19 protein-coding genes and 1 riboswitch are annotated in these 19509 nt (G+C 62.7%); of the genes, 2 read left to right on the plus strand and 17 right to left on the minus strand.

What is annotated here, in order from left to right; genetic code table 11:
• Window positions 1-28: 28 nt before the first annotated feature.
• The 11 genes from NCR40_RS12850 to NCR40_RS12900 all read right to left on the minus strand — a co-directional run bounded on the left by NCR40_RS12850 (window position 29) and on the right by NCR40_RS12900 (window position 11501).
• On the minus strand, window positions 29-1033 hold the full coding sequence (locus NCR40_RS12850) for a peptide ABC transporter ATP-binding protein (RefSeq protein ID WP_244826515.1): 1005 nt from the start codon (window positions 1031-1033) through the stop codon (window positions 29-31).
• Window positions 1030-2022 (minus strand): ABC transporter ATP-binding protein, encoded by a 993-nt coding sequence (locus tag NCR40_RS12855; RefSeq protein ID WP_250509627.1) that lies wholly within the window; start codon window positions 2020-2022, stop codon window positions 1030-1032. Before NCR40_RS12855 ends, NCR40_RS12850 begins: the two co-directional genes overlap by 4 nt.
• A 1-nt stretch (window position 2023) precedes the next feature.
• Entirely contained in the window at window positions 2024-2944 is a 921-nt protein-coding gene (locus NCR40_RS12860) for an ABC transporter permease subunit (RefSeq protein ID WP_244826517.1), read from the minus strand.
• Between the two features lie 345 nt (window positions 2945-3289).
• Entirely contained in the window at window positions 3290-4300 is a 1011-nt protein-coding gene (locus NCR40_RS12865; protein ID WP_244826518.1) for an ABC transporter permease subunit, read from the minus strand.
• 149 nt (window positions 4301-4449) lie between these two features.
• Window positions 4450-6081: an ABC transporter substrate-binding protein gene (locus tag NCR40_RS12870; RefSeq protein ID WP_244826519.1), complete on the minus strand. Its 1632-nt coding sequence runs from the start codon at window positions 6079-6081 to the stop codon at window positions 4450-4452.
• 366 nt (window positions 6082-6447) lie between these two features.
• A complete protein-coding gene (gene metF / locus NCR40_RS12875) occupies window positions 6448-7287 on the minus strand; it encodes a methylenetetrahydrofolate reductase [NAD(P)H] (protein ID WP_244826520.1) in 840 nt (279 codons plus the stop codon).
• 41 nt (window positions 7288-7328) lie between these two features.
• On the minus strand, window positions 7329-7682 hold the full coding sequence (locus tag NCR40_RS12880; RefSeq protein ID WP_244826521.1) for a phage holin family protein: 354 nt from the start codon (window positions 7680-7682) through the stop codon (window positions 7329-7331).
• A 96-nt stretch (window positions 7683-7778) separates the two neighbouring features.
• Entirely contained in the window at window positions 7779-9200 is a 1422-nt protein-coding gene (gene ahcY / locus NCR40_RS12885; protein WP_250509628.1) for an adenosylhomocysteinase, read from the minus strand.
• A gap of 32 nt (window positions 9201-9232) precedes the next feature.
• Window positions 9233-9349, minus strand: a riboswitch (S-adenosyl-L-homocysteine riboswitch).
• A 111-nt stretch (window positions 9350-9460) separates the two neighbouring features.
• Window positions 9461-10219: a glycosyltransferase family 2 protein gene (locus NCR40_RS12890; RefSeq protein WP_250509629.1), complete on the minus strand. Its 759-nt coding sequence runs from the start codon at window positions 10217-10219 to the stop codon at window positions 9461-9463.
• A gap of 97 nt (window positions 10220-10316) precedes the next feature.
• On the minus strand, window positions 10317-11039 hold the full coding sequence (locus NCR40_RS12895; RefSeq protein ID WP_250466023.1) for an LrgB family protein: 723 nt from the start codon (window positions 11037-11039) through the stop codon (window positions 10317-10319).
• 3 nt (window positions 11040-11042) lie between these two features.
• Complete coding sequence (locus NCR40_RS12900) at window positions 11043-11501, minus strand: CidA/LrgA family protein (protein ID WP_250509630.1); 459 nt, start codon at window positions 11499-11501, stop codon at window positions 11043-11045.
• A 112-nt stretch (window positions 11502-11613) separates the two neighbouring features.
• Here NCR40_RS12900 and NCR40_RS12905 point away from each other — a divergent pair, with 112 nt between their 5' ends.
• Entirely contained in the window at window positions 11614-12555 is a 942-nt protein-coding gene (locus NCR40_RS12905) for a LysR family transcriptional regulator (RefSeq protein ID WP_250509631.1), read from the plus strand.
• Window positions 12556-12673: 118 nt separating this feature from the next.
• On the opposite strand, the gene NCR40_RS12910 is transcribed toward NCR40_RS12905, so the two are convergent.
• The gene (locus NCR40_RS12910; protein ID WP_250509632.1) at window positions 12674-14383 is read right to left on the minus strand and encodes an OmpA family protein; all 1710 of its coding nucleotides are present in this window, start codon (window positions 14381-14383) and stop codon (window positions 12674-12676) included.
• Window positions 14384-14697: 314 nt separating this feature from the next.
• Between NCR40_RS12910 and NCR40_RS12915 the strand changes: the two genes are divergently transcribed.
• Window positions 14698-16386, plus strand: coding sequence for an isovaleryl-CoA dehydrogenase (locus tag NCR40_RS12915; protein WP_250466028.1), 1689 nt, complete (start codon window positions 14698-14700; stop codon window positions 16384-16386).
• Here NCR40_RS12915 and NCR40_RS12920 read toward each other — a convergent pair.
• The 5 genes from NCR40_RS12920 to fliE all read right to left on the minus strand — a co-directional run bounded on the left by NCR40_RS12920 (window position 16383) and on the right by fliE (window position 19462).
• The gene (locus NCR40_RS12920; protein ID WP_244826529.1) at window positions 16383-16682 is read right to left on the minus strand and encodes an EscU/YscU/HrcU family type III secretion system export apparatus switch protein; all 300 of its coding nucleotides are present in this window, start codon (window positions 16680-16682) and stop codon (window positions 16383-16385) included. The genes NCR40_RS12915 and NCR40_RS12920 overlap by 4 nt on opposite strands.
• Window positions 16679-18001 carry a flagellar hook-length control protein FliK gene (gene fliK, locus NCR40_RS12925; RefSeq protein WP_250509633.1) on the minus strand — a complete coding sequence of 441 codons (1323 nt, stop codon included), beginning with the start codon at window positions 17999-18001 and terminating at the stop codon, window positions 16679-16681. The genes NCR40_RS12920 and fliK overlap by 4 nt, the downstream gene beginning before the upstream one ends.
• Window positions 18002-18076: 75 nt before the next feature.
• A complete protein-coding gene (locus NCR40_RS12930) occupies window positions 18077-18406 on the minus strand; it encodes a flagellar protein FliT (protein ID WP_244826531.1) in 330 nt (109 codons plus the stop codon).
• A gap of 29 nt (window positions 18407-18435) precedes the next feature.
• A complete protein-coding gene (fliS, locus tag NCR40_RS12935; RefSeq protein WP_244826532.1) occupies window positions 18436-18855 on the minus strand; it encodes a flagellar export chaperone FliS in 420 nt (139 codons plus the stop codon).
• Window positions 18856-19096: 241 nt separating this feature from the next.
• A complete protein-coding gene (fliE, locus tag NCR40_RS12940) occupies window positions 19097-19462 on the minus strand; it encodes a flagellar hook-basal body complex protein FliE (RefSeq protein ID WP_244826533.1) in 366 nt (121 codons plus the stop codon).
• Window positions 19463-19509: the final 47 nt, after the last annotated feature.

A 19509-nucleotide genomic window follows, 5' to 3' on the forward strand; every position in this document is an offset into this window, starting at 1 on the left:
CGCGCGTCAAACCGCGCGTCGATGCGATTCAAACCTCCACGTCACCTACCTCCTCGGCGCGATGACACGAGACTTGCCGCCCGTCGACGACGCGCAGCGCCGGTTCCTCGGTTCTGCAACGATCGATCGCGTACGGGCAGCGCTGATGAAACGTGCAGCCCGATGGCGGATTGAGCGGCGAAGGCATTTCGCCCTGCAGCTTGATCTTGATGCGGCGATCTTCCTCGAACAACGCGGGCGTTGCCGACATCAAGGCGCGCGTGTACGGATGACGCGGTCGCGCGAAGATGGTTTTCTTGTCGCCGAGTTCGGCCACGCCGCCGAAGTACATCACCATCACGTCATCGGCAATATGCTCGACCACCGACAGGTTGTGCGAGATGAACACGTAGCTCGTGCCGAACTGCGCTTGCAGGTCCATGAACAGATTGAGAATCTGCGCCTGGATCGAGACATCGAGCGCGGAAACGGGTTCATCGGCGACGACGATTTGCGGGTCGAGAATCATCGCGCGCGCAATCGCCACGCGTTGCCGTTGACCGCCCGAAAACATGTGCGGGTAGCGCGTCGCGTGTTCCGGTCTCAGGCCGACGGTGCGCATCATCTGCGCAATGCGTTGAGCGCGTTCGGTTGCGTTGAGCTTCGTGTTGATGGCGAGCGGCTCGCCGAGCGTCTGCTCGACGGTCTTGCGCGGATTGAGCGAGGCAAACGGGTTCTGGAACACCATCTGCACGCGCTGCCGCAACGCGGCGATCTTGTCCTTGCTCGCGCCCGCCACGTCCTCGCCATCGATCAGAAGACGGCCCGATGTCGGCGTTTCGATCATCGTCAACTGACGCGCGAGCGTGGACTTACCGCAGCCCGATTCGCCGACGACAGCAAGCGTGCGCCCGCGCTGCAACTCGAACGACACGCCGTTCAGCGCCTTCACCGTGCCCTGTTCGAACATGCTGCGCTTGACGCTGTAATGCCGCGTGAGCTGATCGGCGGCGAGCACGATGTCCTTGTTGATTTCCTTCGGTACGGCGTTCATCGCGCGCCTCCTTCCACCACCACTTCGACATTCAACGGCTTGATGCAACGCGCGCGCACGGCCGCGTCGTTGGGGTCGAGCTGGAACAGATTCGGCCGCCCCTTCCAGCAGTCCTCGACGGCATATTTGCAGCGCGGCGCAAAGAGGCATCCACTGGGTCTGTCGTCTCGGCCCGGCACCATGCCCGGCAACGCCGCCAGACGATCCGCGCCGCGGCTATGTTCCGGAATCGCGGCGAGCAACGCTTCCGTGTACGGATGATGCGGCTCGCCGAAAATGGCAGGGACGTGATTCGTTTCGATGATCTCGCCCGCATACATCACCGCGACGCGCTGCGCCACTTCCGACACCACCGCGAGATCGTGCGAAATCAGCACGAGCGCCATGCCGCGTTCCTTTTGCAAGCGCACGAGCAGTTCCATGATCTGCGCCTGAATGGTCACGTCGAGCGCGGTCGTGGGCTCGTCGGCGATCAAAAGTTTGGGATTGCAGGCGACCGCCATTGCGATCATCACGCGCTGATTCATGCCGCCCGACATCTGATGCGGAAACGCGTCGATGCGGCTTTTCGCATCTGGAATGCCGACTTGATCCAGCAGTTCGAGCGCGCGTTTGTTGAGTGCGTCGCCGCGCAAGCCTTCGTGCAGTCTCAGCGATTCCTTGATCTGATAGCCGACCGTGTAGCTCGGGTTCAGGCTCGTCAGCGCGTCCTGAAACACCATCGCGATGTCCTTGCCGATGATCTTGCGACGCTCGCGCGCCGAGGCCTTCAGCAAATCGCGCCCATCGAAGGTGACCAGATCGGCCGAGACCTTGCCGGGTGCATCGATCAGGCCCATGAGCGCCATCATCGTGACGCTTTTGCCCGAGCCGGATTCGCCGACCACGCCGACCACTTCGCCCGGCTTGACCGACAGGTCGATGCGATCGACCGCCTGTGTGCCGCCGAACGTCACTTGCAGATTACGGATAGTGAGTAGATCGTTCATGTCATCCCATCCGTTTCAGTTTCGGGTCGAGGGCGTCGCGCAGACCGTCGCCGAGCAGATTGATGACGAGCACCGAGATCAGGATGGAGAGACCGGGCATCGTGACGATCCACCATGCGCTTTCGATGTAATCGCGCGCCGAAGCCAGCATGGCGCCCCACTCGGCCGCGGGCGGTTGCACGCCCAAGCCGAGAAAGCCGAGCGCGGCGGCGTCCAGAATCGCCGATGAAAACCCGAGCGTCGCCTGCACGATGAGCGGCGCGGCGCAGTTCGGCAGCACTTGCGAGAACATCAGCCGCACGACGCCCGCACCCGCGACGCGCGATGCCGTCACGTATTCCTTTTGCAATTCGCCGAGCGCCGATGCGCGTGTCAGACGCACATAACCCGGCAGCGCGACGATGGCGATGGCAAGCATGGTGTTGACGAGCCCCGGCCCGATGATCGCGACCACGGCGACCGCGAGCAAGAGCGAAGGCAGCGCGAGGAGCACATCCATGATGCGCATGATCGGGGTATCGAGCCAGCCGAAGAACGCGGCCATGAGCCCCAGCACGACGCCAGGAATGAGCGCGAGCACGACCGATACGAAGCCGATCCAGAACGACAGCCGTGCGCCGTACATGAGACGCGAGAGAATGTCGCGGCCGGCTTCATCGGTGCCGAGCAGGAACATGCGGTTGCCGCCTTCGAGCCACGCGGGCGGAATCTTCACGTATTCGCGATATTGCTCGATGGGGCTGTGCGGCGCGATCACGGGCGCGGTGAGCGCCACCAGAATCAGCACGAGCACGATGAAGCCCGCGACCACCGCGCCGCGATTGCGCGAGAAGTTCGCCCAGAACTCGCGGCCCGCGACCATGCGGCCGCTAGGTGGCGGTGTTACTGCCTGGGGAGGTAGGTTGTTTTGAATGTCGGCCATATCATGCCTCTCGCCGAGCCGCCTCAAGAGAGGCATGCGCCCCCTCGGGGGGCAGCGAACGAATGTGAGCGTGGGGATGGTACATGTTTATGCCTCTCGCCGAGCCGCCTCAAGAGAGGCATGCGCCCCCTTGGGGGGCAGCGAACGAATGTGAGCGTGGGGGTGGTACATGTCTATGCCTCTCGCCGAGCCGCCTCAAGAGAGGCATGCGCCCCCTCGGGGGGCAGCGAACGAATGTGAGCGTGGGGGTGGTACATGTTTATGCCTCTCGCCGAGCCGCCTCAAGAGAGGCATGCGCCCCCTTGGGGGGCAGCGAACGAATGTGAGCGTGGGGGTGGTACATGTTCACCTTGTATGGCGAATGCGCGGATTCAACACGCCGTACAGCAGATCGACGATCAGATTCACGAAGATCACGAGCGACGCGATCATCAGAATGCCGCCCTGCACGACGGGATAATCGCGACGCGAAATGGCATCGATCAGCCACTTGCCGACGCCCGGCCACGAGAACAACGTCTCCGTCAACACCGCACCCGCGAGCAACGTGCCAACCTGCAAGCCGATCACGGTCACCACGGGAATCAGCGCATTGCGCAACGCATGCACGATCACCACGCGCAACGGCGAAAGCCCCTTCGCGCGCGCCGTGCGAATGTAGTCCTCGCGCAGCACTTCGAGCATCGACGAACGCGTCATGCGCGCAATCACCGCGAGCGGAATCGTGCCGAGCACGATGGTCGGCAATATCAGATGGCTCACCGCGGACTTGAACGCGCCTTCATCGGTGGAGAAGATCGAGTCGATCAGCATGAAGCCCGTGACGTGCGGAATGTCGTATTCCACCGCGATCCGCCCCGACACCGGCGTCCAGCCGAGCCTCGCCGAGAAGAACATGATGAGGATCAAGCCCCACCAGAAGATCGGCATCGAATAGCCCGTGAGCGCGGTGCCCATCACGCCATGATCGACCACCGTGCCGCGCTTGAGCGCCGCCGCCACGCCCGCCGGCAGACCGACGATGAGCGCGAAGATCATCGCGCAGATGGAGAGTTCGACGGTCGCCGGAAAGCGCGCCATGAATTCGCTCATCACACTCGTATTGGTGATGATCGACATGCCGAGATCGCCCTTGAGCGCATGGCCGACATAGTGGAGATATTGAAGCGGTAAAGGCTCGTCGAGACCTAAGCGCTTCATGGCTTCGGCGTGCATCGCCGGGTCCACGCCGCGTTCGCCCATCATCACTTCGATGGGGTCGCCCGGGATCAGGTGGATGAGCGCGAACGCGAGAATCGTAATGCCGATGAACGTCGGTATCACCATTCCTATGCGTCGCAAAACGAATCGGAACATGATCGCCCTTTGGTTCGTACTTGGGGATTTGGAAGAGTGACCGGCGGGGCGGGTCGTTTTCGACCCGCGCCGCCGGTCCTGTTCGACTAATTATGGTTTAGTGCAAAAAGCGTTCCGCTTACAAGCTGCGTTTTGCGGATGCTCTCGCTTTACTGCATGCCCACGCCGTCGAAACGCACATAGCCGAGCGGTTCGATCTTCAGGCCCGTCACCTTCTTGCTGGCCGGCTGATACACCGTCGAATGCGCGATCGGCGAGAACGGCAGCTGTTGCGCGAAGATCTGCTGCGCGTCCATGTAAGCCTTCGTGCGCGCCGCCACGTCGCTCGTCGAACGGCCCTTCACGACCAGATCGTCGAACGGCTTATAGCACCACTTCGAAAAGTTGCTGCCCTTCACCGCGTCGCAACCGAGCAGCGTGCCGAGCCAGTTGTCGGGGTCGCCGTTGTCGCCGGTCCAGCCGATCAAGAGCGCCTGATGCTCGCCCGCGTGCGCGCGCTTGAGATACTCGCCCCATTCGTACGACACGATCTTTGCCTTCACGCCGATCTTCGCCCAGTCGGCCTGGATCATCTCGGCCATCAGACGTGCGTTCGGGTTGTACGCGCGTTGCACGGGCATGGCCCAAAGGTCGATATCCATGCCGTTCGGAAAGCCGGCCTTCGCGAGCAGATCCTTGGCCTTGGCCGTATCGTACGGGCTCGTCTTGAGGTTCTTGTCGTAGGACCATTGAGTTGGCGCCATCGGAGCGGTGGCCGCCTGGCCCGCGCCCTGATACACGGAATCGATGATCGCCTTCTTGTTGATCGCCATGTCGAGCGCGCGGCGCACGTCGGTGTTGTCCAGCCCCTTCTTGGTCACGTTATAGGCCACGTAACCTTCGTTGAAACCGGCCTGCGACGGCGTATCGAGATTCGATGCGGACTTGAGCGACTCGATGTCGCCTGGCCGCGGATAGCTCATCACCTGGCATTCGTTGCTTTTCAGCTTCTGAACGCGCACGGCGGCATCGGGCGTGATCGAGAAGATCAGCTTCGACACCTGCACCGCGTTCGGCTTCCAGTAATCCGGATTGCCGTCGAAGCGAATGGTCGCATCCTTTGTATAGCTACGGAAGATGAACGGTCCCGTGCCAACCGGATACTGATTGATGTCGGCGGCCTTGCCGTCCTTCACCAGCTTGTCCGTGTATTCGGCCGAGAGAATGGACGCGTATTCCATCGCCATGTTCTGGATGAACGGCGCGTTCACTTCCTTGAGCGTGAACTTCACGGTGTAGGGATCGACCTTCTCCACCTTCGCGATGAGCTTGTCGAGGCCCATGTCCGTGAAGTACGGGAACGCAACCGGATACGCCTTGCGGAACGGCTGGTTCGGGTCGAGCATGCGGTTGAACGTGACGAGGACGTCATCCGCGTTGAATTCGCGCGTCGGCTTGAAGTACGACGTCGTCTGGAACTTCACGCCGTGACGCAAATGGAAGGTGTAGGTCAAACCGTCCGCCGACACATCCCACTTTTCGGCGAGACCCGGCTCGACCTTCGTGCCGCCGCGCTCGAATTCGACGAGGCGGTTATAAACCGTGAACGTGTTCGCGGTGAAGTCGGTGCCGGTGGTGTATTGCGCGGGATCGAAACCGGCGGGACTGCCTTCCGAGCAGTACACCAGCGTCTTGTTGGGGATGGCGGCATTCGCGACGTTCGCCGCGAATAGCGTTGCCGTGGCGACGGCGCCCATGAGCGCCGACACGCGGGCGACTCGCAACAGGCCATTCTTCTTCATGTTTCCTCCAGGTCGATGCCAGCTTTCAACTGACGTAGCGCGATATTACTTGATCGCATCGGCGGTGCTGCCAGCCGTGCGAATCTGCCGGATGAAACGGCGCAAGCAAATTCGGGCGCTACCCTAGCATGAACAAATATTACGTGTGTGGTCGTTTTCCCCACTGGATTTACGGCTGCCGGTTGGTTCGATGCGGTTAGGTTATCGCCTATGTCTAAGCGTGATAGCTCGGATGGCGAAATATCCGCGCAAGGTGCCGGCAGCCTGCGCAAAGTGCGCCGTCGGGTACTAAAACGCCCGAAAAAAGTGCTAAACGAGGAGGAAAGTAAGGACCGCGCGGACGAACGCCGCGCGGGTAAAACAAACTCAGACGCTCTTGACGCCGAGCCGCTCGCAAACCGTCTTCGACGCCCACGCGCCGTTGAGCGTGTAAAAATGCAAGCCGGGCGCGCCGCCGTCGATCAGACGCTGGCACAGACCCGTCACCACATCGACGCCGAATTCGCGGATCGACTCGCGGTCGTCGCCGTAACTTTCGAGCCGGCGCGCGATCCACTTCGGCACTTCCGCGCCGCACATCTCGGAAAAGCGCATCAACTGCGTGAAGTTGGTGATCGGCATGATGCCCGGCACGATAGGCACATCGACGCCGAGCTTTTTCGCTTCATCGACGAATTCGAAGTAGGCGTCCGCGTTGAAGAAGTACTGCGTGATCGCGGAGTTCGCGCCCGCCTTCACTTTGCGCGCGAAGTTTTCGAGATCGGCGCGCGGCGAACGCGATTGCGGATGAAACTCCGGATACGCCGCCACTTCGATGTTGAACCAGTCGCCGTGCTCCTGGCGAATGAACGCCACGAGTTCGGACGCATAGCGCAACTCGCCGACTTCACCCATGCCCGAAGGCAAGTCACCGCGCAACGCGACGATATGGCGAATGCCGTGCTCCCGATACTGCGAAAGAATCGCGCGCAGGCTGTCTTTCGACGAGCCGATGCAAGACAGATGCGGCGCCGCTTCGAAGCCTTCCGCGGCCATTTCGAGCACGGTGTCGAGCGTGCCTTGCTGCGTGGAGCCGCCCGCGCCGAACGTCACGGAGACGAACTTCGGCGCGAGCGTTTTCAGTTGCGCGCGCGAGGCGCGCAGTTTGTCCACACCTTCCTGCGTCTTCGGCGGGAAAAACTCGAATGAAAGTTCGATCGGTTTCATGGTGGTGTGTGTACGCGCGGCGAGGCGTGGTGTGCGCGGCGTCAGCCGAAGTTGCGCTGTCCGAAGATGAGCGCCGACAGAAGCCACGACACGATGCTATAGAGAATCGAGCCAAAGAACGCGGACCAGAAACCCGTCACCTCGAAGCCCTTCAAGAGCGACGAGCACAGCCAGAAACACAGCGCATTCACCACGAGGATGAAGAGGCCGAGCGTCAGGATGGTCACGGGCAACGTGAGAATGATGAGCACCGGGCGCAGCACTGCGTTGATGAGCCCGAGCACCACGGCCACGATGAGCGCCGTGCCGAAACTGCGGATGTGGATCGACGGCACGAGATAGGTGATGATCAGAAGCGCGAGCGCGTTGATCAGCCATGTCAGCAGCACGGTCATCGAGTGTTCTCCGGTTGATGCAATGTGTCTTTGTACCGCGCTCGAACCTCCCGATCCGTGCGCGGCCACGCCGCCGCGTGCCTTGTCAGTAGCGGATTAATAGCGGTAGTGGTTCGGCTTGAACGGACCGTTCTTGTCGACGCCGATATAACCGGCCTGCTCCGTCGAAAGCACCGTCAGTTCCGCGCCGATACGTCCCAGATGCAGACGCGCGACCTTCTCGTCGAGATGCTTCGGCAGCACATACACCTTGTTCTCGTACTTGTCGCCTTGCGTGAACAGTTCGATCTGCGCGAGCGTCTGGTTCGTGAACGAGTTCGACATCACGAACGACGGATGGCCGGTTGCGCAGCCGAGATTCACGAGACGTCCTTCGGCCAGCAGAATGATGCGCTTGCCGTCCGGGAAGATGATGTGATCGACTTGCGGCTTGATGTTGTCCCACGTGTATTGGCGCGTGGAAGCGACATCGATTTCGGAGTCGAAGTGACCGATGTTGCAGACGATGGCGTTGTTGCGCATCGCCTTCATGTGGTCGTGGTTGATGACGTGGTAGTTGCCCGTTGCCGTCACGAAGATATCGGCCTTGTCGGCGGCATATTCCATCGTCACGACGCGGTAGCCTTCCATTGCCGCTTGCAGCGCGCAGATCGGGTCGATCTCCGTGACCCAGACAGTGGCGCCCAGACCGCGCAGCGACTGCGCGCACCCCTTGCCCACGTCGCCGTAGCCCGCCACGACCGCGATCTTGCCGGCGATCATCACGTCGGTGGCGCGCTTGATGCCATCCACGAGCGATTCGCGGCAGCCATAAAGATTGTCGAACTTCGACTTCGTGACCGAATCGTTCACGTTGATGGCCGGGAACGGCAGACGCCCTTCCTTCTCCATCTGATACAGACGATGCACGCCCGTGGTCGTTTCTTCCGTCACGCCCTGGATGTGCGCGAGGCGCGTGGAGTACCAGGTCGGGTCGGTATCGAGGTGCGAAGCGATCGACTTGTACAGCGCGACTTCTTCTTCATTCGTGGGCTTGCCGATGACCGAGCGGTCTTTTTCGGCCTTCGAACCGAGGATGAGCAAGAGCGTGGCGTCGCCGCCGTCGTCCAGAATCATGTTGGCGAATTCGCCGTTCGGCCATTCGAAGATGCGGTGCGAGAACTCCCAGTATTCGTCGAGCGATTCGCCCTTGAACGCGAACACCGGCGTGCCGCCCGCGGCGATGGCGGCGGCAGCGTGATCCTGCGTGGAGAAGATGTTGCACGATGCCCAGCGCACGTCGGCGCCGAGTGCGGTCAGCGTTTCGATCAGCACGCCGGTCTGGATGGTCATGTGCAGCGAGCCTGCGACGCGCGCGCCTTTCAGCGGCTGTTGCGCCGTGTATTCCTCGCGCGTCTGGATGAGACCGGGCATCTCCGTTTCGGCGATGTCGAGTTCCTTGCGGCCCCATGCGGCGAGCGACATGTCGGCAACAACGTAATCCTGGGAATTCTTGGAATCGAGAACTGCGGCGTTCATCACGCCCTCCTTTCTAAAAAAGACTAGAAATTTTGACGTGAGCGCCGTTCGATGCGGTGGCTCAGCGGGCTTGTTTATGTGCCTTCGAACCGTCCGATTGAAGCCTCCGAGCCTGGCGGGTGAAACCCGTCGCAACGCTCCTCGGGGGCGAGCGAAGATTGTAGCAAAAGTCGGCGGAATGCGAATGCGGGATTAAGCGCAGTCTGATTGATGGGGGTGACTAAGCGTATGGAGGCGTTCAGGCTCGATCGACTATTGACTCAGCAATTGCCGGACATCGCCGCGCGGGCGCGTGCGACGAACTGTTGGATGGCCTCGGTAGTCGCCCAATGCTCGTCGAACGGCGTTTCGGCGCCTCCTGCGCGGCTGAAATACAACGCCACGTGGCTCCCCGGATGATAGTGGACGCGAACGCCTTTCCTGGCTTCCAGGCGATAACAACCGTAAATGTCGATGATTGCATTTGAAAGCGCCGAATCCTCGCCGCCATAACGCCGGAAGACTTCATCTGTAGGGAAGCCGCCGAGCGCGAGGAAGGTCGCACGCTGAATCACGAGCGTGCTCGCCACCGTGTCGCTCATGATGTCGGCGTGGCGTTCGAAGTCGGGGAAAGCACGCAGATCGGCGGGAAAGTCGCTGAAATCAGCGCTGAAACGGACTGCGGGTTGCCGAGGCGTGTTGCGCAGATAAAGTACGGCAGTCGCCAGTGCGCCTGGCTGGTACTCGTCGTCGGCGTCGAGGAACGCAAGAATGGAGTGTGCCGCAAAGTTCGCACCGCGATTGCGCGCCCGAGCCGGACCGCCGTTTTCCGGCATCTGCACCAGCTCGACGCGTCGGTCCTTGAGGGAATAAAACTTCGCAACCGCCGCCGATGCGTCCTGCGAGCCATCGTCTACCACGATGATCTGCGCTGCATCGGTTTGCGAAAGACAACTTTCGAGCGCGCGTGCCAGCGTTTTTGCCGAGTTGAAACAAGGGATGATGACTGAGACGCCAGGGTGCTGGGAGACTAGTGACATTTGGCTCGAACGGAAAAATTGAGCCCGGATTGTCGCAAGAGATGCCACGCGAATCGCCAGCGAAAACTCCTAAATAGCGGCGCATGCGCGTAATTGCCTATATCGGCAACATGCTCAAAACCGGCGCGAGCAGCACCATCACCACGCCCGCGATCATCATCGTCAAGCTGGCGACGACGCCCTCTTCGTTCCCGAGTTCGCGCGCCTTCGCGGTGCCGACGCCATGCGCCGCCGCGCCGAACAACGCGCCGCGCGCAAGCCGCGTGCGCAGCGGCACCAGCGCCAGCACGATCTCGCCGAAGAGCATGCCGCACACGCCCGTCGCGATGACGAAAAGCGCGGTCAGATCGCGCGGCGCGTGAATCTTGTCGGATACCGCGAGCGCAAATGGCGTCGATATCGAACGCGTCGCGAGACTGCGCTGCAGTTCCGGCGACAGATGCAGCAACTTCGCAAGCGCAATCGACCCGCCGACCGCCACCAGAATGCCAACCGTCACTCCGACGCTCAACGAAATCCAGTGCCGCTTCAGGAGCGACCGGTACTCGTAGATCGGCACCGCGAACGCGACGGTGGCTGGCCCGAGCAGCCACATGAGCCAGCGCGTATCGGCGAAATAGACGGGGTATGGAATGCGCGCCGTCACGACGATCGCCGCAAGCACCGCCGGGACAGCCAGAAGCGGCGTCAGCCACGGACTTTTGAAGCGCGCATAAAGACGCTTCGACACGAAGTACAGGACGACGGTCATCACGAAGCATCCGGCAGCGATCAGGCGTGCAGCGTCGTCTTGGAGCAGCGAAGCGTAGAAGTGGCTCATGGCTCAGGCGCGCGCCGCTTGCCGCGCGTTGAGCGCCCGGCGCAGCGCGAGGTGACGCTCCAGGCGCGCCGCCCGATCCACGGCGAACGCCACCGCCACCATCACCATGAGCGTTCCCGCGACGACAACCAGCGCCAAACGCCAGCCTTCTTCCATGAAAAGCCCGCCGTATTGCACCGCCGCCACGGCCGCCGGGATGAAGAACAGCAGCATGTCCGACAGCAGCCAGTCGGCGCCCGCCTTGACCCAGCGCGGCGCCACGCCGCCGCAGAACAGAAGCGCCAACAACGCGACTAGTCCGACGACGCCACCTGGCACCGGCAGCGCCAGCTTGCGCGCGGCCAGGTCCGCGACGAACCAGATCGCCGCGAGCGCCGCCGATTGAATCGCGATGCGCGTCACGCGAGCAAGCGCCATGCGGGCGTTGGCGAAAGCGGATGGGGCGGAAAGAACGGTGGACATGGCGGGCTCGGGGCAAATGACTAGGGTTAACCTGTAGACGGAGTATAAGTGCACCATTTACATAAAAAAAATGACTTAGCATTATCCAAATCATTCCAATCTGGAATCTCACATGGAACTGCGCGCGTTGAGGTATTTCATTGAGGTGGTTAAGCAAAAGAGCTTCACTGCTGCCGCCGAGCATATGTTCGTCACTCAGCCGACCATCAGCAAAATGGTCAAGTCACTGGAAGACGAGGTCGGCTCGCCGCTTTTACTGCGGGAAGGCCGTCAGATGGTTCTGACCGATGCCGGACAAATCGTCTATCAGCGTGGCGTCGATGTGCTCGCGGCCCATGCGCGGCTCGAAGCGGAACTGAACGATCTGGGCACGTTCGGGCGCGGCACGCTGACGATCGGCATTCCGCCGATGGGCGGCGCGCTCTTCACGCCCGTCATTGCTGCTTTCAGGGAGCGGTATCCGAAGATCGAGCTGAAGCTGTTCGAGCAAGGGTCAAAGGCGATCGAGGCTGCGTTGATCGAAGGCGAACTCGAACTCGGCGGCGTGCTGCAGCCAGTCGATGCCGAAACGTTCGATGTGCTGCCCGTCAGCCGGCAACTCTTGTGGCTCGTGGCGCAAAAAGGTTCGCGCTGGGACGGTCTGAACGAGGTAGCGCTCACCGATCTGGCAGCCGAACCCTTTGTGTTCTACGGCGAAAGTCTCGCGCTCAACGACGTCGTGCTGAACGCGTGCCGCGCGGCGGGGTTCGCGCCGACGATCGTCGGTCGCAGCGGGCATTGGGATTTCATGGCGGCGTTGGTGCAGGCTGGCATCGGCATCGCGCTGTTGCCCGCGCCTTATTGTGGCCGCCTGGATGCCGAGGCGTTCACCTGCCGGCCGGTCGTCGCGCCCGAGATTCGCTGGGATATGGCCGTCGGCTGGCGGCGCAACGGATATCTGTCGCATGCGGCGCGAGCGTGGATCGAAGTCGCGCGCGAAATACTGCCCGCGAATGTCGATCAGGATTTCATGGCCGATGGCTTTCCGCGGCTGAAGCGTGGCGAGGCGCTGTAATGCGTTGAACGGGAGTTCCCTTGCCTGACGCGCCTGGTGCGCAGTAAAAAAAGCGCCGAACCGCTTTAGAGCGGTCCGGCGCTTTTTCGACGCATCGCGCCGAGATGGCGCGTGACGCTCAGTCGGCTTGCTTGAACTCGATACGTCGATTAGCCATGCGGCCAGCGGCGGTCGAGTTGTCGGCGACCGGATTGGCGTCGCCAAAGCCTTGAGCTGTCAGCGAATCAGAAGGAATGCCGTGCTGAACGAGGTACGAACGCACCGCTTCCGCACGCTTCTTCGACAACTGAAGATTCAGCGCCGCGCCGCCCGTGTTGTCCGAATAGCCCGCGATCTGAAGCCGAATTGGCTTTGCTTGCGTGTCGCAGGCCTTCAGCGCCTTCGCCGATGCAGCGAGCGCCGCCATGGCAACCGGCGGCGGCGTGTTCGAACCCGTGCCGAAGTTGACCGGCTTCAGGTTCAGCGTCTTGACGATAGCCGGAGCCGAGCAGGCATCCGCATCTTGATTGGCTTGCGCTTCCGATGCCGGAGCCGCAACCGGAACCGATTGCGTGCCGACCGTCCAGCCGGCGCCGAACAGCGCCTTCAGCTTGTCGACCCAGCCGAGCTTCGGCTCGCTTGCGCCGCCGCTCAGGGTGATCGTGTCGCCGGTAATCTGCAGATCGGCGCCCGGCAGCGTCATCAACGGCAGCAGGCCTTCGAGCTTGTCGAGCCAAGCGGCGGGCTTCGTGTCGGGATCGACGGTCACGTTCGCGTGGAACTTGTCCGCGCCGAGCTTGGCCGACAGCATGTCGATCAGGCGTTGACGTTCCTGCTCGCTATTCACCGTGGCTTTCAGCGTGGGAATGCCGGAGGCGTCGACCGTCATGGACAGGCTTGCGTCCTTGCCCGGCAAAATGGTCGGCAACGATGCCTGATCGGGCGCCACAGCCGTGGCTTGCGATGCCTGATCGTCGCTAGCGCTAGCGCTAGCGCTGGCGCTGGATGCAGATGCGGCGTCGGATGCCGGCGAGGCGTCCGTGCGCGTTTCGGCCGTCACGTCTTTCGACTTGTTTTCGGTCGAACAGCCGCGCGCAACGAGCGCGGCCAGCAACGCGAGGGCAGCGGCGTTGGCGACCCACAGCCATTTGCGGCGCGGACCCTTGTCGTTTGTTTGCGCGGTTTCCACGGCCGGTTCTTGTTCGCCATGAATGGGGAACGACGCTGCTTCTTGGGTAGCCGGATGACCGAGATGCGAGGACACCGCCTTCAGCCGCGAGGCCACGCCCGCGAGGAACGCGCCGACCGAGCCGAGCCCCAGCGCATTCGCGAACGAATCCGTCATGTTGGCCCGCACGACCGGCAATTGATGCCCGAGCAGCGTGGGCAACTGGCCGATATGGCCGTTGTGCTGCGTGAAATAGCGCTTGAGGATACCGAGAATGGTCGCGCCCACGACGCCGGACAACGTGCGCGATGCGCTCGCCGCCACGCCCGTGTATTCGGAAATACGCTCGGCGAGCGCATTGAGATTGTCGTGCGAGGCAATGACGCCATCCACCGTCGAATGGGTGGCGAGGAGCGTTTGCATGCCTTCGTCGTTGAGAACGAAGTGCGGCAGTTCCTCGGCGATATGCGTGTTCACGCCCGGCGACATGACGGATGCAAACAGACTGCGTGCGCCATCCAGCGACGCCGCCTTGTTCATCATCGAGCCGATGAGTGCTGGCGCGCATAGTCCGACGACGCGCCTCGCGGACTCCTGCGTGCAGCCAACGCGTGCAGCCAGGTGTTGCAATACGCTCTCGGTCAAGGCGCCTTGAACGAGTTGATTGAGGTTGATGCTCATTGAGAAGACTTCCAGAAGAGGCCTGTAAACCTCAGGCCATAAGGGTCTCGGCGATTATAGGTTCGGCCTCCTGTCCGTCAGCCGTGGTAGCCAAACAATCGGATTTCTCTCATCCGGTTGGTCTTTAAGAGTTCGCATCAGAAAAATATAGGAATGGTTTAAGACCAAACGCGAGCGCCCGGCCAGATTGAAGCGAGCGGCAGCGCTACACGCTAGTCGGGCGTGCGGCCTATCATCGTTAAATAGAGATAGAGGATCATTTTTGACCACGCGTGTTGCGATTAGCCGACGCAAGCTCGCACGGGAGACACACGATGAACCACGCACCCTTGTTCGAGACACACGAAGTCACGAATCAGTCGCCGCCGCTTGTTGACTACGACGCCTTCGCCGCGGACCGCGCGCTCGTTGCCGCGCTCGAGCGCGAAGGCGCGCACTGGCATGCCGAGGCGCTCCACCGCGACGGCCGCGCGCTTACACAACCGGAAGTGCTCGCGCTCGCCGATCTCGCCAACCGGCATACGCCGGAGCTGAGCACGCACAGCGCGCGTGGCGAGCGTATCGACGCAATCGAGTTTCATCCGGCCTGGCATGAACTGCTGCGACGTCTGCGGCAAGAAGGTCTGCACGCGCTGCCGTTCGAACCTTCGGCGCGCGCCGGGTCGATGGCCGCGCGCGCCGCCGGTTACTTTCTGCACGGACAACTCGAATCCGGATCGCTGTGTCCGGTCACGATGACCTTCGCGAGCATCCCCGTTTTGCGCAATGAACCCGCGCTTTATGAACGGCTCGCCGCACCGCTCTTGTCGCGCGAGCACGATTCGCGCGACATCGCCCTCGAAGCCGGCAAGCGATCGATGTTGATCGGCATGGGCATGACCGAAAAGCAGGGCGGCTCCGACGTGCGCGGCAATCGCACGCGCGCGCATGCGCTCGGCACACCCGGGCGCGGCGGGGACTATCGGTTAATCGGACACAAGTGGTTTTTCTCGGCGCCGCAGTGCGACGCGCATCTCGTGCTCGCGCGCACGGCGGACGAAGGCGGACTCTCCTGCTTCTACGTGCCGCGCTTTGTGCCCGACGGCCGCAAGAACGCCGTGCACGTGCAGCGTCTGAAGGACAAGCTCGGTAACCGCTCGAACGCAAGCAGCGAAGTCGAGTTTCTCGATGCCTACGGCGTGATGATCGGCGATGAAGGACGCGGCGTGCCGACCATCATCGAAATGGCGAACTACACGCGGCTCGATTGCGTGATCGGCAGCGCGGCGTTGATGCGCGCGGCGCTGGTCGAAGCGATCCATCATGCGCGGCATCGCAGCGCGTTTGGCGCGCATCTCGCCGATCAGCCCTTGATGCGCAACGTGCTCGCCGACCTCGCGCTGGAATCGGAAGCCGCGACGGTGCTGTTCATGCGGCTGGCCGGGGCGTTCGAGCAGAGCGCCTCGGCGGGAGCGGCGTTGCGCGAACGCGCGTGGCGGCGCATCGTCACGCCTGCGGCGAAGTTCTGGGTCTGCAAGCGCGCGCTCGAATTCACCGGCGAGGCGATGGAAGTCTGGGGCGGCAACGGTTACGTCGAAACCGGGCCGATGGCGAGGTTTTATCGCGAGGCGCCGGTCAATTCGATCTGGGAAGGTTCGGGCAACGTCATGTGTCTAGACGTGCTGCGTGCGTTCGAGCGCGAGCAGGACGCGGCGCACGCACTATTCGACGACTGGCGCGATACGGCAAGCGCGCATCCGGCGCTCGGCGCGGCTTTGCAGACGCTCTTGACTAGTTTGACGAGCGATCCGGCGTCGCGCGAGGCATCGGCGCGGCGCATCGCGCAGCAATTGACCTTATGTGCACAAGGCGTATTGCTGGCGAGACATGCGCCGGACGAGGTGGCACAGGCGTTCATCGAAACCCGTTTGGGCGATGCGCGCGGCGAAACCGGCCGCGTGTATGGCACGTTGCCCGCGCGCTTCGATCATGCGGCGATCGTGAGGCGGGCTTTCGAGTTTTAGCGGCGTCCCGCTTCCCTCACCGGCTCCTCGTTCTCCAGCCGATAAACCCAGGCCAGCAGCTCCGCCACCGCCTGATAAAGCGCGGGGGGAATATGCGAATCGAGATCGACCTGCATCAAGAGCGACACCATTTCCGGCGAGTCATGGACATACACGCCCGCTTCCTTCGCGCGCTGCACGATCATTTCCGCGACCACGCCGTAACCCTTCGCCACGACGCGCGGCGTCGTTTCGCGGCTGCCCGCATCGTAAGTGAGCGCGGTGGCCTGCTTGCGCGAATACAGTGGATTGCTCATGTCACTTCTCCACCCGGCGGCGCGCGGAATAAATGCTCGAGCGGCGAACGCACCGGTTTCGGCGCGTCCAGGTCGATGTCGCCCGTGGCGGCGCCCGAGCCATCCATCGAACGCACGCTGAACGACGCCAGCGCGATGCCCGCCGCTTCGAGCTGACGCTGGAACGCGGCGGCATCGGCGGAAAAACGCGATGCGCCCGTATCGCTCGCCCTCAGACGCGCGACCAGCTTGTCGCCGGTCAGCACGAGTTCGGCGTCCACCATGCCGAGCGCGGGCAACGACAACGTGACGCGCGTGCGCCACGCGCGTTCCTCGCTGGTATCCACGGCGGGACGCGGCTCTCGCGCTATTTCCCACTCGAAACGCGTCCCCGGCCACGCTTCGCCCTGCCAGCGGAATTGCTCGTTGGCGAGTATGTCGAGTTGCTGACGCACGACCGTGAGCGTCGCCGGATGAATACCCGCATCGAGCGATGCCTGCAGCGCCGATTCATGCTGGCTCGGCTGCGGCGCGGCGAGCGGCGAAGCGGGCGCGGACGGCGCGCTTTGCGAATTCGACAGCGCCAGCGCGGGCGCATCCCGTACCGATGCCGCGAGCGCCGCCGCCTGCTGCGGCGTTTGCGGCATCGCGACGTTATGCGTTTCGGCGTGCAGATCGGACAGATCGGTTTGTGTCGAGGCAAACGCCGGTGGGCGCGTGTCGTCGAAGGCGGTATCGCGCGCGATGCTTTCGTCGCCCGGCAAATCGAGCAGCAAGGTCAGCGCGCGCGGATCGATGCGCGCCTGCGGTTCGCTCGCGAGCGACGCCGTGCTGCGCTGCCCGGCCATCCATTGCACGAGATGCGACTCGTAGAAGAGGCCGCTTTGCGCCACCGTTTTCGCAAGCTCCGATGCCAGCGCGGACGCCGGCAACGGCGGCAGATTCTGGCTCGCCGCACGCGCGGCCGCGACGGCGGCGGCATTGGAGGAGAAAGCGGTATCGAAAAGCCCCGTGGTCAGCGCGGCGAACGCGCTCGCGGGACGCGGCGGTGTCGGCCAGAGCGGGGTATCACCGAGAATCGCGGGCGCGGCGCCGCCCAGGCGGGAAATGACATCGAGCGTGCGGGCCACGCTCGACAGTTCGGTTTGCGCGGACGCCACCGGAGCGAGCGTCGGCGCGGATGCGCCCGCCGCGGTTCCGGCGGGCGTCGCGACGGACAAGGAAACGCCCGTCTGCGTGGTCGTCTGGCCGGTCGAACCGGCGTTGGCGCGCAGCGCGGACAGAAGGAGCTCGGTCCGGCTGGCGATAATCGTGGCGATCGCGGAATCGAGTCCTGACATGCCGGCATCCTGGAAAGACCGCGCGCGAGGGCCGGGCCAGACGCCGGAAGAGTTTTCCGTCGCAAGCCGCGTTGTCTAGCGCAGTCCGATCATCTTTTTAAGTACGCGCGCCGGGCTGTTGGTCGTGAAGAGCGCGGAAAGACGCGCGAGGCTCGGCGAACTGAGGTCGCGAATCGCGGCGTCGTCGGCGAGGATCTTCTTCACGAGGTCCAGCTTGCGCGCACGGGCGGTGTCGTCGAGTTCCGAGCCGGTATCCACGTCCTTCAACCGTTCGATCAACTCGCGATACCTGCCCTGCATCGTCTTCAATTCGCTCCACTCGCCACTGCGCGCCGCAGCCAGCATCTGGCCGGACAGCGCAGCAATCGCCTCGTAGTGCGCGAAATATTCGTCTGTGGTATTCATTCTTGTCAGGCAGTCGCCATGGCTGCCGCTCAGACGGCTGCCGCGGTCGTTCTCGCCACTTCCGGTCCAATGCCGACCCACGCCTCTTCGAGCGTAGCCAGCAGATTGTCCACTTCCACGAGCATCGACTCGTCCTGGTTCAGATTCGCTTCCAGGAGCCGGCGTGCCATGTACGAGTACAGCGCGTCCAGACGCAGCGCGACTTCGCCGCCCGCTTCCTTGTTGAGCGCCTGCTGCAACCCGGTCTCGATGATGTTGATCGCCTTGCTGATCGCCGTTCCGCGCGCGCCCACGTTCTTCTGCTGCAAGTGCATCCGCGCCTGTGCAATCGACTGCCGCGCGCCCTGATAGAGCATCACGATCAGCCGGTGCGGGCTCGCTCCCATCACCCCTGTCTGAACGCCGACGCGTGCATATGCGTTGGCTCCCGCCTGTCCTGGGGAATACATCCGTGGTTCTCCTTATGCGATACCGAATAACGCCCGCGGCACGTGGCGCGCGGTGCTCGGACGACGGCGCAAAGGCCGCTTCGTCCGACCGGTAAGAATCGGTGCTGGCGATCGAACCATCGTTCGCCGTGCTGTTATCGAGGTTATCGGAGAATCGCGGCAAAGCTTTAGGGCGCAAGGCTCTGGGGCCGTATCGGCATGATGGGGACGGATTCGAAAGGCACGCGCCAGCCACAGCGCGTCACACCGAAATTTGCATGATGTCGTTGTAGGCCGACACGAGCTTGTTGCGTACTTGCAAGCCGAACTGCATGCCGACGTTGGCCTTTTGCATATCGACCATCACGTCGTTGAGCGAAACGTTCGGCGCGCCGATTTCGAATGCGTGCGCTTCGGACAGCGCCTTCGTCTGGTTGTCGCTGATCTTGCTGATCGACGACTGCAGCGCGTCCGCGAACGTGCCCGCGCTCACCGCGCCCGACTGGCCGATTCCCGCGTCCTGTCCGGATACGGCGCCCGTGGCGACCGTGGGGCTGCCGGCGGCCTGCGTCGCCATCGACTGCATTGTGCTCAGCGCGGAGGTGAGCGGATTGATCGGGAAGTTCATGGTGTCTCCGATTGACAAGTAAAGAGCCGGTTCAGCGCCCAAGTGCG

The organism is Caballeronia sp. GACF4, assembly GCF_023631025.1.
In the GTDB taxonomy this organism is placed as follows: Bacteria; Pseudomonadota; Gammaproteobacteria; order Burkholderiales; family Burkholderiaceae; genus Caballeronia.

Excerpts from the sequence above, each read along its gene's own strand:
- NCR40_RS12870 (WP_244826519.1), bottom strand. The coding sequence starts at position 6,081 with ATGAAGAAGAATGGCCTGTTGCGAGTCGCCCGCGTGTCGGCGCTCATG.
- fliE (WP_244826533.1), bottom strand. The coding sequence starts at position 19,462 with ATGAACTTCCCGATCAATCCGCTCACCTCCGCGCTGAGCACAATGCAG.
- NCR40_RS12900 (WP_250509630.1), bottom strand. The coding sequence starts at position 11,501 with ATGTCCACCGTTCTTTCCGCCCCATCCGCTTTCGCCAACGCCCGCATG.
- NCR40_RS12880 (WP_244826521.1), bottom strand. The coding sequence starts at position 7,682 with ATGACCGTGCTGCTGACATGGCTGATCAACGCGCTCGCGCTTCTGATC.
- fliK (WP_250509633.1), bottom strand. The coding sequence starts at position 18,001 with ATGTCAGGACTCGATTCCGCGATCGCCACGATTATCGCCAGCCGGACC.
- NCR40_RS12930 (WP_244826531.1), bottom strand. The coding sequence starts at position 18,406 with ATGAATACCACAGACGAATATTTCGCGCACTACGAGGCGATTGCTGCG.
- NCR40_RS12905 (WP_250509631.1), top strand. The coding sequence starts at position 11,614 with ATGGAACTGCGCGCGTTGAGGTATTTCATTGAGGTGGTTAAGCAAAAG.
- NCR40_RS12850 (WP_244826515.1), bottom strand. The coding sequence starts at position 1,033 with ATGAACGCCGTACCGAAGGAAATCAACAAGGACATCGTGCTCGCCGCC.
- NCR40_RS12910 (WP_250509632.1), bottom strand. The coding sequence starts at position 14,383 with ATGAGCATCAACCTCAATCAACTCGTTCAAGGCGCCTTGACCGAGAGC.
- NCR40_RS12860 (WP_244826517.1), bottom strand. The coding sequence starts at position 2,944 with ATGGCCGACATTCAAAACAACCTACCTCCCCAGGCAGTAACACCGCCA.
- NCR40_RS12895 (WP_250466023.1), bottom strand. The coding sequence starts at position 11,039 with ATGAGCCACTTCTACGCTTCGCTGCTCCAAGACGACGCTGCACGCCTG.
- metF (WP_244826520.1), bottom strand. The coding sequence starts at position 7,287 with ATGAAACCGATCGAACTTTCATTCGAGTTTTTCCCGCCGAAGACGCAG.
- NCR40_RS12865 (WP_244826518.1), bottom strand. The coding sequence starts at position 4,300 with ATGTTCCGATTCGTTTTGCGACGCATAGGAATGGTGATACCGACGTTC.
- NCR40_RS12855 (WP_250509627.1), bottom strand. The coding sequence starts at position 2,022 with ATGAACGATCTACTCACTATCCGTAATCTGCAAGTGACGTTCGGCGGC.
- NCR40_RS12920 (WP_244826529.1), bottom strand. The coding sequence starts at position 16,682 with ATGAGCAATCCACTGTATTCGCGCAAGCAGGCCACCGCGCTCACTTAC.
- NCR40_RS12890 (WP_250509629.1), bottom strand. The coding sequence starts at position 10,219 with ATGTCACTAGTCTCCCAGCACCCTGGCGTCTCAGTCATCATCCCTTGT.
- fliS (WP_244826532.1), bottom strand. The coding sequence starts at position 18,855 with ATGTATTCCCCAGGACAGGCGGGAGCCAACGCATATGCACGCGTCGGC.
- NCR40_RS12915 (WP_250466028.1), top strand. The coding sequence starts at position 14,698 with ATGAACCACGCACCCTTGTTCGAGACACACGAAGTCACGAATCAGTCG.
- ahcY (WP_250509628.1), bottom strand. The coding sequence starts at position 9,200 with ATGAACGCCGCAGTTCTCGATTCCAAGAATTCCCAGGATTACGTTGTT.